At 54.2% G+C, this 12,346-nt stretch carries 9 protein-coding genes; 4 read left to right on the top strand and 5 right to left on the bottom strand.

Annotation, left to right across the window (positions count from 1 at the left end; all coding sequences use genetic code 11):
* Nucleotides 1-869: 869 nt before the first annotated feature.
* The 3 genes from AAGR22_RS15425 to ackA form a co-directional block, all read right to left on the bottom strand.
* Nucleotides 870-1,871 carry a TIGR04086 family membrane protein gene (locus tag AAGR22_RS15425; RefSeq protein WP_345828370.1) on the bottom strand — a complete coding sequence of 334 codons (1,002 nt, stop codon included), beginning with the start codon at nt 1,869-1,871 and terminating at the stop codon, nt 870-872.
* 356 nt (nt 1,872-2,227) lie between these two features.
* Nucleotides 2,228-4,372, bottom strand: coding sequence for a phosphate acetyltransferase (gene pta / locus AAGR22_RS15420; RefSeq protein WP_197473327.1), 2,145 nt, complete (start codon nt 4,370-4,372; stop codon nt 2,228-2,230).
* Nucleotides 4,373-4,531: 159 nt separating this feature from the next.
* Nucleotides 4,532-5,734, bottom strand: a complete 1,203-nt coding sequence (gene ackA / locus AAGR22_RS15415; protein ID WP_067705721.1) for an acetate kinase — start codon at nt 5,732-5,734, stop codon at nt 4,532-4,534.
* A 326-nt stretch (nt 5,735-6,060) separates the two neighbouring features.
* Between ackA and yfbV the strand changes: the two genes are divergently transcribed.
* The 4 genes from yfbV (at nt 6,061) to AAGR22_RS15395 (ending at nt 9,748) form a co-directional block, all read left to right on the top strand.
* Nucleotides 6,061-6,513: a terminus macrodomain insulation protein YfbV gene (gene yfbV, locus AAGR22_RS15410; RefSeq protein ID WP_067705720.1), complete on the top strand. Its 453-nt coding sequence runs from the start codon at nt 6,061-6,063 to the stop codon at nt 6,511-6,513.
* A gap of 148 nt (nt 6,514-6,661) precedes the next feature.
* Nucleotides 6,662-7,156, top strand: coding sequence for a YfbU family protein (locus AAGR22_RS15405; protein WP_067705718.1), 495 nt, complete (start codon nt 6,662-6,664; stop codon nt 7,154-7,156).
* Nucleotides 7,157-7,176: 20 nt separating this feature from the next.
* Nucleotides 7,177-7,836 carry a sugar phosphatase gene (locus AAGR22_RS15400; RefSeq protein WP_067705716.1) on the top strand — a complete coding sequence of 220 codons (660 nt, stop codon included), beginning with the start codon at nt 7,177-7,179 and terminating at the stop codon, nt 7,834-7,836.
* A 79-nt stretch (nt 7,837-7,915) separates the two neighbouring features.
* Nucleotides 7,916-9,748: an SLC13 family permease gene (locus tag AAGR22_RS15395; RefSeq protein WP_067705714.1), complete on the top strand. Its 1,833-nt coding sequence runs from the start codon at nt 7,916-7,918 to the stop codon at nt 9,746-9,748.
* A gap of 41 nt (nt 9,749-9,789) precedes the next feature.
* Here the strand turns inward: AAGR22_RS15395 and yfbR are convergent, their stop codons facing one another.
* On the bottom strand, nt 9,790-10,386 hold the full coding sequence (yfbR, locus tag AAGR22_RS15390) for a 5'-deoxynucleotidase (RefSeq protein WP_067705712.1): 597 nt from the start codon (nt 10,384-10,386) through the stop codon (nt 9,790-9,792).
* 230 nt (nt 10,387-10,616) lie between these two features.
* Entirely contained in the window at nt 10,617-11,831 is a 1,215-nt protein-coding gene (locus AAGR22_RS15385) for a pyridoxal phosphate-dependent aminotransferase (protein ID WP_067705710.1), read from the bottom strand.
* Between the last annotated feature and the right edge of the window lie 515 nt (nt 11,832-12,346).

Below are 12,346 nucleotides of genomic sequence, written 5' to 3'. Positions count from 1 at the left end.
GCATCCCTGCTGCCCTCGCCTGACCCTCCGTCTTCGCCGCAGCGCTGCGGATTGCCCGTCAAACGCAGGAATTGTCCACCTCTCAGGCTGCTGAGTTGCTTTTAGTAAAACCCTTTAGTCTCCGCAGGTATCATCAGCACGACTTCCAGTTAAGCCCTAATAGCGCTCAGGCTTTGTAGCCCGCCCGGCCCACTAGCAGGTAATCCGGTAATGTGCTTTTGATAGCGCCTGCCCAGCCAATGGTACTGAATTTTTAGCACAGAAGTTTTCTTATTTGCAGAGTTCTTCCTCTTCCAAACCTGCCGAAAGAGTTTATGTTACCCCCGGAACCGCTCTTACCCGCAGCCAGCACAATGCAAGAGGAGCAGGCGGGTGGGGCCCGGGGACAGGCAATCCGCAGCGCTGAGTGGAGAGAGGAAGACCCGGATGGGCCAGCAGGGATGCTGGCACAAGGGCATGCCGGGACAGGGACGTCCCGTCATGCCCGGTCCGAAAGGTCGACGAACGAAGCGAAGGAACCGCGCCACGCGCGGCGCGAGGACCGCCAGGCACCGGGCCCTACCCGTAGGCGACCCCTACAACCTTCCCGCGCCTGACCCTACCCGTAGGCGATCCCTACAGCCTTCCCGCGCCTGACCCTGCCCGTCGGCGCCCCTCTGACCTTTGAGCATCGGATTCCACCCGTAGGCGACCCTTACAACCTTCCCGCGCCTGGTCCTACCCGTCGGTACCCCAGGCCTTTGCAGTCCGGGGCCCTCCAGGCGATAGCACTAAGCCCTTATCGCGCCATAATTCCCTCAGCCTGCTTCAAATGCAAAAAGGGCCAGCTCGCTGGCTGGCCCTTCGGGTAATGCGGATAACGATATTAATTAATGCACATTTACCTGATTAACCTGATGCGGCTGGCTTTTACGACCGGCCTTGCCCAGGAAACCTGCGATAACGGCTTCAATCAGCAGTATGATAAGTGTCACCCAGCTGGCTTTAGCCGTGGCAGAGGCTGCTTTATCACCGGCTTCACGCGCTTTCTGCTCAGCCTGTTTCTTCAACTCTTCATATTTCTGATACGCCTGCTGATAACTCTGCTGCGTCTGGGCAACGATCTGATCGACTTCCTGATCGCTTTTGCCTGTACGTGCTTTAATAATATTTTTCAGTGCATCAAGGTCAGCAGCCTGAAGCGTTGACTGATTGCGCTGAATAACGCCCTGGAACCAGTTGGCTAAATCAGTATCCGCTGACTGCTGATGCGTAGCGGTATTTTCAGCCTGGTTCTGTGCGTGATTTTTCTCATTGTTGGCATCCTGCTTGAGATTTTCAGGCTGCAACTCGGGTTTACCGGTCTGGCGCAGCGTGGTTTCAAGCTCATTCTGGATACTGTTAAGATCGATATTATTTTCCTGTAGCTTATCCTTTGCTGCCTGAGTGACAGAAGGCGCAACGGCAGAAATACCATTACCCAGTAAGCTGAAGCCAGAACCAATAACGCTGGCCGTGCCGCTTACCGCGCTGCTTAATACCGACACCACCAGCCAGACGCAAATCAGCGTATTAACTGCCCACATCAGCACGCCGTGCAGCGCGCCTTCACGCTGGGCCAGTCGACCGGTAATAAATGCACCCGCCGCAATAGAAATAAGCATTGAAAGGCCGGTCCAGATCAACGCGCCTTTACCGAGACCGTCCACTGGATTTTGTTCTTTAAGCGGGTCAATTGTCGTAGCACCAATTGCCGTACCTAAAATGGTGAGTAACAAATAAATAACGATGGAAATGATAACGCCTGCAAAAACGGCGCTCCACGAAATACGCTTAAGCTGTATACCCGTGTTTAATTCACTGTAAACCGGATGGATTTGAGTATCACTCATTGCGAAGTCTCCCTTAGTCGGATAGTTATTCGATGCCATAATCAAACATCGTTATTAATGACTTTATCTAATACGCCCTGCTGGTGATAAGCCTGGTCGCAATCGGTTGTTTCTACCAGAAAAAAAATAAAAAATTAAATTCTTGTTGGTAATTATTGAGTTAATGGAAGGTTGGATGAGGAAATGACTTTAGGGAGATGAATGTCTCAGGCGAAAATATAGGATTATGGAATGTTCTTAGGGGTATTTTGGGACTAAGATCGCCTTTTTGCCGCTAAAAGTTCACTCAACGGCTAAGCACGCTTTTTAATAAAAGGCGGGTCGAAAATGACCCGCCATAGAAAACTCAGATCCGATTAGCCTTCAGCCTGCTTTGACTGGATCGCAGTCAGCGCAATGGTATAAACGATATCGTCAACCAGCGCGCCACGTGACAAATCGTTGACCGGCTTGCGCATTCCCTGAAGCATTGGCCCGATTGAGATCAGATCGGCAGAGCGCTGCACGGCTTTGTAGGTGGTATTACCGGTGTTCAAATCCGGGAAGATGAACACGGTTGCCCGACCTGCGACCGGAGAATCTGGCGCTTTGGATTTCGCCACGTCAGCCATAATAGCTGCATCGTATTGCAACGGACCGTCAATAATGAGATCGGGACGCTTCTCCTTGGCAATGCGCGTCGCTTCGCGCACTTTCTCAACGTCGCTGCCCGCGCCGGAGTTGCCGGTAGAGTAGGAGATCATCGCCACACGAGGCTCGATGCCAAAGGCGGTGGCGGAATCTGCGGACTGAATGGCAATTTCTGCCAGTTGCTCCGGATTAGGATCCGGATTGATTGCACAGTCGCCATATACCAGTACCTGTTCAGGCAGCAGCATAAAGAAGATCGAAGAGACCAGCGAGCTGTTCGGGGCGGTCTTAATTAACTGTAGCGGCGGACGGATAGTATTCGCCGTGGTGTGTACCGCACCCGAAACCAGGCCGTCAACTTCTCCCCGCTCCAGCATCATAGTACCGAGCATCACGTTGTCTTCAAGCTGCTCCTGAGCGACGACTTCCGTCATGCCCTTGCTTTTACGCAGCTCGACCAGGCGCGGTACGTAATTCTCCCGCACGGCATCCGGGTCAACAATCTCGATCCCCTTGCCCAGCTCAACGCCCTGAACGGCTGCCACGCGCTGGATCTCATCCGGATTACCCAGCAGGATACAGGTCGCGATGCCACGTGCGGCGCAGATAGCTGCCGCTTTAACCGTACGCGGTTCGTCACCTTCCGGCAGGACAATGCGCTTGCCCGCCTCGCGCGCCAGCTCGGTCAGCTGATAGCGGAAAGCCGGAGGTGAGAGGCGACGGCTACGTTCGGAGGTTGCCGTCAGCGAGTCAATCCATTCGGCATCAATGTGGCTGGCGACATATTCCTGCACGCGCTCGATGCGCTGGGTATCGTCGGCAGGCACTTCAAGATTAAAACTTTGCAGGCTTAGTGAGGTCTGCCAGGTATTGGTTTTCACCATAAACACCGGCAGGCCGGTGGCAAAAGCACGTTCGCAAAGCTTACGGATCGGCTCGTCAATCTGATAGCCACCGGTCAGCAGTACGGCACCAATTTCCACGCCGTTCATCGCGGCCAGACAGGCGGCGACCAGCACGTCGGGACGGTCTGCTGAGGTCACCAGCAGAGAGCCGGGACGGAAATGCTCCAGCATATGTGGCAGGCTGCGCGCGCAGAAGGTCACCGATTTGACGCGTCGGGTCTGGATATCACCTTCATTAATCACATCGGCATTCAGATGACGGCACATATCAATCGCGCGCGTCGCGATCAGATCGAAACTCCAGGGGACGCAGCCCAGTACCGGCAGGGGGCTGTTGGCAAACAGCTGCTTCGGATCGATATTGGCGACGCTGGCCTTGGTGGAATCATCAAAAATTTCAGAAAGATCGGGGCGGGTACGTCCCTGATCGTCAACCGGGGCGTTCAGCTTGTTAATGATCACGCCGGTGATGCTTTTATTTTTGCTGCCGCCAAAGCTGCTTTGCGTCAGTTCAATGCGCTCTTTTAACTGCGCTGGCGAATCGTTGCCCAGCGACATAACAAAAACAATTTCGGCGTTCAGCGTTTTAGCTATTTCATAGTTCAGCGCGGAGGCAAACTGATGTTTGCGGGTCGGGACCAGCCCTTCAACCAGCACCACTTCGGCATCTTTCGTATTTTCATGGTATCGCTTGATGATCTCTTCCATCAGCACATCCTGCTGATTGGTGCCCAGCAGCGATTCGACGCGGCTCATCTGTAGCGGCTCGGCAGCAGGGATAGACGAGTTTTTTCGGATAATAAGGGTCGTCTGGTCGTGGGCATCACCACCGGTGCGCGGCTGAGCGATAGGTTTAAACACGCTGAGACGAACGCCTTTGCGTTCCATGGCGCGGATTACGCCGAGACTAATACTGGTGAGGCCGACGCTGGTGCCGGTAGGAATCAACATAATGGTACGAGACACGATAAACCTCTCTTGTTAACCTTTTATAACGGCGGCAGGCGGCGCTTGCTTCAGGGTCAGCAAGCCGAGACTTCTCTCTGCCACAGCTCCCGTTATACCGGGTATGTAGTTGTTAGTGTCAAAATTAATGCCGCCAGCCTGCGCTGGCGGAAGACGTGCTTATGCGGTGAGACGGCTGGCATCACGGGCGATGACCAGCTCTTCATTGGTTGGAATAACCAGAGCAGGCCGGGTGCCGTCTTTGCTGATAAAGCCGGATTTACCAAAACGCGCGGCCAGATTGCGCTCATGATCAACTTCAAAGCCCAGCAGGCTCAGCTTCGCCAGCGACAGCTCGCGCACCATCGCGGCATTTTCGCCGATGCCGCCGGTAAAGATTACTGCATCCAGTCGACCTTCCATCAGCGCGGTATAGGAACCGATATATTTGGCGAGACGGTGGCAGTAAACATCCATCGCCCGTTTGGCATCCTCTTTCACCTGGTAGTTATCTTCCACATAGCGACAGTCGCTGGTCACGCCCGTCAGGCCAAGCAGGCCCGACTCTTTAGTCAGCATCTTATTGATCGCGTCAACGCTCATGCCCAGCGTATCGTACAGGAAGAAGATAATGGCGGGATCGATATCACCGGAGCGGGTGCCCATCACCAGGCCTTCGAGCGGCGTCAGGCCCATGGAGGTATCCACGCACTTACCGTTACGAATGGCGGAGACGGAGCCGCCGTTGCCCAGGTGACAGGTGATAATATTCAGCTCATCGACCGGCTTGTTCAGCTTTTTGGCTGCTTCCTGAGTGACGTAGTAGTGGCTGGTACCGTGCGCGCCGTAGCGTCGGATGCCGTGCTCTTTATAGAGTGAGTAGGGCAGGGCATAGAGATAGGACTCTTCAGGCATTGTCTGATGGAAAGCGGTATCAAAAACCGCGACATTCTTATCAGAGAGGTGCGGGAAGTTTTTCATCGCCTCCTCAATGCCGATCAGGTGCGCCGGGTTGTGCAGCGGAGCGAAGGAAGAGGCATCTTTAATACCCTGAATCACATCACGATCGATAATGACCGAGTGCGTGAGTTTTTCGCCACCGTGAACAATGCGATGGCCGATTGCAGTAATTTGTGCTGACAGGGCGGTTTTTTGTGCCAGAATAGTTTTAACGATGAAGTTGAGGGCTTCGCTGTGCGCGGCACCTGCCCCCAGCGTGGCTTCCTGTTTGCCCTCTTCGATCTTCCACTTGATGCGTGCTTCGGGCAGGTGGAAACATTCGGCTAAACCGGAGAGGTACTCTTCACCGCTTGCAGGATCGATGATGGCAAACTTAAGCGAAGAACTGCCGCAGTTCAGAACCAGAACTAACTTACTCGACATGGAAGGTCCTATTAGTTAAAAGTGGCGAAAAAAACGCGATCGGGCTATCAGCGTGACGCATGAAAGCAGGACATTAATGATGAACAATATGCTCCTGGAAAATTTTGTCCGAAAGCAAAAAAATCTCAGAAAATTTACGCGATTTTTTGATTGTTGCCGCTTAAGTGCACATAAGCCCGTCAGGCGGCAGCAACCCTGCAACAGGTAGTCAACAAATGCGCACAGGATAACCAGAGAGCCCTTTAAAGACAAAATTTTTTGAAAAATGTCGTGTAAAGTTGTTTAAGCGTGTTATTAATTTTATCTCTTCAGAATTGAGGTCAGCTATGGCTAATGAATCAGGCAGCGTCGGTTGGTTTAAACTGTTCCAGAACGGGCAGTATTATATGAAGACGTGGCCAGTCGATAAGCGCCTCGCCCCAATGTTTCCTGAGAATAGAGTCACTCGCGCAACGCGTTTCGCCATTCGCTTTATGCCGCCGCTGGCTATCTTCTCTCTGACCTGGCAAATTGCCCTCGGGGGGCAGCTGGGACCGGCCATTGCGACCGCCCTGTTTGCCTGTAGCCTGCCTATGCAGGGACTGTGGTGGCTGGGCAAGCGCTCTGTTACGCCACTGCCGCCTGCACTGCTGAGCTGGTTCCACGAGGTTCGTGAAAAATTGCAGGCTGCCGGACAGGCCATCGCACCCGTTGAGGGTAAACCGACCTATCAGTCGCTGGCCGACGTGTTGAAGCGGGCCTTCAGACAGCTTGATAAAACCTTCCTGGACGATCTTTGATGCAATGGCGGGGTTAAGGCCTTAAAGCCACGAAAAACCCGGCCTGAATCAAAGAACCGTCACCTTGCCATACCGCCTGCAGGCGGGTTATGCGATCCTGAGTCATTCTTCCGATTTCAGTTTCTCTACCCCGATGCAGGAGTTCATAATGGAAATGACCGCCCCTCAACGCTTGATCCTCGCTAATCAGTATAAAATCATGAGCATGCTCGACCCGGATAACGCTGAGAGCTATCGCCGTCAGCAGACAATCATCGAGCGCGGCTACGGTTTGCAAATGCGCGAGCTGGATCGTGAGTTCGGTGCGCTGAGCGAAGCCCAGTGCCGAACGCTGATTGATATTATGGAGATGCATCACGCACTGCACGTTTCCTGGACTAATCTGAAAGATCCCAGCGTTATTGAAGCGCGCCGACTGATGTTTCATGGTTTTGACGCGGCCACCGAGGCGCAGTTGCTTGGCTATGTGCGGTTTATGGTGCACGTGGAGGGGCGTTATACGCACTTTGATTCCAGCCTTCACGGCTTTAATGCCCAGACGCCGATGTGGGAAAAGTACCAACGGATGCTGACTGTGTGGCACACTTGTCCAAGGCAGTACCATTTGAGTGCGAATGAGATCGCGCAAATCATCAACGCCTGAGTTGGGTAAGGAAGAGCGTAGTGAAGTGTAAAGGTTTTCTGTTTGATCTGGACGGCACGCTGGTGGATTCACTTCCGGTGGTCGAACGCGCCTGGACAGGCTGGGCATCGCGTCACGGTATTGCAGCGGATGACGTGCTGAATTTTATTCACGGCAAGCAGGCAATTACCTCACTGCGCCATTTTATGGCCGGGGCGTCGGACGAGGCGATTCAGCAGGAATTTTTTGCTCTGGAAAAGAGTGAGGCTGAGGATACCGACGGGATCACCGCCCTGCCGGGTGCCATGCAGCTTTTGGCTACGCTTGACGAACTGGACATTCCCTGGGCGATTGTGACATCAGGCTCATTGCCGGTGGCATCGGCCCGACGTAAGGCGGCGGGGCTGCCCGAGCCGGAAGTGCTGGTCACCGCCGAGCGGGTGCAGAATGGCAAGCCGGAGCCGGATGCGTATCTGCTGGGCGCTCAGCTGCTCGATCTGGAGCCGGAAGAGTGCGTCGTTGTCGAAGATGCCGCCGCCGGTATTCTCTCGGGACTGGCAGCAGGCTGCCATGTGCTTGCGGTCAATCCGCCTGCGGGCGCGCCGCGACTGGAAGATGTCGATATGCAGCTCAGCTCCCTTGAAGAGCTGATTGTGCATAAGAACCCTGACGGCAGCATTGATGTACACCGAAAGCACTAAGAGATGATTTAACCCCGCTTATGCGGGGTTTTTTTATGCCACAATCTGTACAGTTCCCGTTAACGTACAGAGGGTTGCCGTGAATAAAGAGCTTATCTGGGTAATCGGTTTATTGCTGGTGGCCGTGCTGTTATTCGCCAGTGGCCGATTGCGCATGGATGTCGTCGCGCTGTTGGTCATCGTTGCGTTTGTCCTCAGCGGCACGCTGACGCTCCAGGAAGCGACCCTGGGTTTCAGCGATCCTAACGTGATACTGATTGCTGCGCTCTTTGTGATTGGCGCTGGCCTGGTGCGCACCGGGGTAGCGATTAAAATGGGCGACTGGCTGATAAAAATGGCCGGAAGCAGTGAAACCCGCATGCTGGTGCTGCTGATGCTCACGGTGGCAGGGCTGGGCGCAATCATGAGCTCGACCGGCGTAGTGGCGATTTTTATTCCCGTAGTGCTCAGCGTGGCGGCGAAGATGAAGCGATCGCCTGGCCGCCTGATGATGCCGCTGAGTTTTGCCGGGCTGATTAGCGGCATGCTGACGCTGGTTGCAACGCCGCCAAACCTGGTGGTTAACAGCGAGCTGGTCAGGGAGGGGCTCAAAGGCTTCGGCTTCTTTGACGTCACGCCCATCGGGCTGGTCGCCCTGATGCTGGGCATCGGCTATATGCTGATCGCGCGCTTCTGGCTGGTGACTCCGCAGAGTGAGAGTGAGGCCATGCGGCACCCCCGGCGCAGCTGGCAGGACCTCATCCGCGACTATAAGCTGAGTGGGCGCGCCAGAAGGCTGGCAGTTCGGGCCGGTTCGCCGCTGATTGGCCAGCGGGTGGATGACTTAAAGCTTCGTGAGCGCTACGGTATTAACGTGGTCGGGCTGGAACGCTGGCGCAAGTTTCGTCGGGTGATGGTTCCCGTCAGCGGAACCACCGAATTTCGGGCGCAGGACATTTTGCTTGTTGATATCTCCGCTACCGGTACCGATTTACGCGAGTTTTTACGCGAACAGCGGCTTGAGCCAAAGATCCTGCGGGGAGATTACTTTTCAGATCGTGCGCAGGACGTAGGGCTGGCCGAGGTGCTGATCGTGCCGGACTCGACGCTGGCGGGAAAAACGCTGCGTGAAATCACGTTCCGTACCCGCTATGACACCAGCGTAGTGGGATTGCGCCGCCGGGGTCAGCTCTATGAAGGTTCGGTGATTGACTTACCGCTGGAGCAGGGGGACATCCTGCTGGTGATCGGCGACTGGAAGAAGATTCGCCTGTTACAGCAGCAAACGCGTGATGTGGTTATGCTCAACCTGCCCGCTGAGATTGACGACGTTGCCCCCGCTCACAGTCAGGCCCCCCACGCGATTTTTTCTCTGGCGCTGATGGTGGCGATGATGCTCACCGACGAGATCCCCAACGCGATAGCGGCGCTGATTGCCTGCCTGCTTATGGGGAAATTCCGCTGCATCGATATGGAGAGCGCCTACCGGGCCATTCACTGGCCCAGCATCATTCTGATTGTTGGGATGATGCCGTTTGCGCTGGCCCTGCAAAAAACGGGTGGGGTAACGCTTATCGTAGATGGGCTGATGGGCATTGCGGGGGGACGCAGCCCACATATGATGCTGCTTTGCCTGTTCGCACTCTGTGCAACCATTGGTTTATTTATCTCTAACACCGCCACGGCGGTGCTTATGGCCCCAATTGGAGTGGCTGCCGCTCATCAGATGGGCGTTTCACCTTATCCCTTTACGTTAATCGTGGCGGTGGCGGCCTCGGCTGCCTTTATGACCCCGGTCTCTTCACCGGTCAATACGCTGGTTCTTGGCCCGGGAGGCTACAAATTCAGTGACTTTGTGAAGGTCGGCGTCCCCTTTACCCTGCTGATTATGGTGGTCAGCGTAGTGATGGTGCCGGTGCTGTTTCCTTTTTAGCGCGTTAGCCGCCGCCTCCTTTTCATACCCGCCAGGCTTTATTAAAGAGATTCCTGGCTTATCTCATCAAGAGAGAGGCTGAAACTGGGTACGAAGACTTCGACAAAATAGTCCATCTCCGGGCTGTGACGCGCCGTCAGGGTTTTTTCCAGCCGCGCCTTAGCCAGCTGAAATTCGTGATTTCCCGCCGACAGCTCTTCCAGACATTTGAGGTAAGCGCACAGCGCGTCAGCCTGCTTAACAATCGCCGTCTCCTCTTCACTGTGCTGGTGTTCATCCAGCAGTGGGCGGTAGGCGGCCTGCAGCTCTTCCGGCAGCATATCAATCAGCTTCAGCTGGGCAATTTTCTCGATTTTTTTGTATTCGTGGGCGATCTGCGCGTTGTAATACTTCACTGGCGTCGGCAAATCGCCGGTCAGGACTTCGCTGGCGTCGTGATACATCGCCATCAGTGCGATACGCTCGGCGTTCAGATTACCGTCGAATTTTTGATTTTTGATCACCGCCAGCGCATGGGCCACCATCGCAACCTGCAGGCTGTGTTCAGACACATTCTCAGTCCGCACATTACGCATGAGTGGCCAGCGATTAATCAGCTTAAGACGTGAGAGGTGGGCAAAAAAATGGCTCTGGCTCATCGGGCGGTTTTCCTGTGCGTTAGCGACTGAGCCAGAGTGTCCCGGCCCTCGGTGCAAGTATACACCCTGCGCCAATCGGGCTGTAGGGATCGGACAGGCAAAGGCAAAGGCAGAGGCGGCTGACTTCTTCGGGCTAACGACAGCCGGAGGCGCCTCCGACTGCATTCGGCGGACGAATAGCATGTGAAGCACGTCAGGCGACACCGCGTCTGTCTGATGGCAGCCCTGGCCTACTGACGGTATCCTTCAAGGAAGCGACCAAATTTACCGATCGCCATCTCCAGATCGTTTACGTGGGGCAGGGTAACGATACGCACGTGATCCGGCCATGGCCAGTTGAAGGCGGTCCCCTGTACCAGCAGAACTTTCTGTTGCAGCAGGAAGTCCAGCACCATTTTCTGATCGTCGTGCAGATTAAACTTTTTGGCATCAATGCGCGGAAACATATACAGCGCGCCGTCTGGCTTCACGCAGCTGACGCCCGGAATATCATTGATCAGCTCCCAGGCACGCTGGCGCTGTTCATACAGCCTGCCGCCAGGAGCGATAAATTCGCTGATACTCTGGTATCCGCCCAGCGCAGTCTGAATGGCATGCTGAGCCGGGACATTGGCGCAAAGACGCATCGACGCAAGCATCTCCAGCCCCTCGATATAGCCCTTAGCATGCTTTTTCGGACCGTTAAGCACCATCCAGCCCTGACGGAAGCCCGCCACGCGGTAGGTTTTGGACAAGCCGTTAAAGGTTACTGTTAGCAGGTCCGGAGCCAGGGCGGCAATCGAATGATGCTGCGCGGCATCGTAAAGAATTTTGTCGTAGATCTCATCGGCGAAAATAATGAGATCGTGCTGACGCGCAAGTTCAACCACTTCCATCAGCAGTTCTTTGCTATAAACCGCACCAGTCGGGTTGTTTGGGTTAATAATGACGATCCCCCGGGTGCGCGGCGTAATTTTGCTGCGGATATCATCGAGATCGGGGAACCAGCCGGCCGATTCATCGCAAAGATAGTGCACCGCCTTACCACTTGAGAGCGAAACCGCCGCGGTCCAAAGCGGATAATCGGGCGCAGGCACCAGCATTTCATCACCGCTGTTCAACAGCGCCTGCATTGACTGCACGATAAGCTCGGAGACGCCGTTGCCGATATAGACATCTTCAACGGTCATGTCCCGCATATCGCGCGCCTGATAGTGTTGCACAATCGCCTTACGCGCCGAGTACAGGCCTTTTGAATCACAGTAGCCCTGCGCGCTGGGCAGGTTACGGATGACATCGACAAGGATTTCGTCAGGCGCCTCGAAACCAAAGGGGGCCGGGTTGCCGATGTTCAGCTTAAGGACTTTATTGCCTTCTTCTTCCAGACGTTTTGCTTCTTTCAGTACCGGACCACGAATGTCGTAACACACATTATCCAGCTTATCGGACTTATTAATTGGGTTCATTTTTCTCGCCTTAAACTCTCAGAGCCGCATTCCTGCCGTGGAAAATTAAAACCTGCACAATGTACTCCTGTCACCGGCACTTTTGAAGGGTGCTGAACGGCTTTAGCCCGCGATATCCATCAAATCCATATGAATGAACCGGGCCGGACAAGGTCAAAGGGAAGTATGGTTGTTTAGTGGTTAATTAATATCATAAATATTTAATCGTGCCGATCGGCGCATATGGCGTAAACCAAGGGCCGGAGGGGGATAAAATCAGCGGGTTTATTCATATGAGGCAAAACTTTTTTGGCAGTATTTGGTTAAGTATAGTGCATTGATGCATGCAGTTATTGTCCAAAAAAACTTTACTGGCTGTATAATAATTAATCACCGTGACATAATGGGTTGATGGATGTCTGAAGTGCAATTGTCGTTCCCTGGGTTCCTGCTCCAGGAATAAGTGTGTAAGAAATGATAAATTCTTATGGCGGAATGCTGATGTGATGGGGGTTGGCCAATAAAATCTTATTTTA

The sequence above is a fragment of the Erwinia sp. HDF1-3R genome, from assembly GCF_039621855.1.
Lineage (GTDB): Bacteria > Pseudomonadota > Gammaproteobacteria > Enterobacterales > Enterobacteriaceae > Erwinia.
The sequence above is the reverse complement of the archived record's forward strand: the minus strand, read 5'-3'. Positions and strand labels throughout refer to the sequence as shown.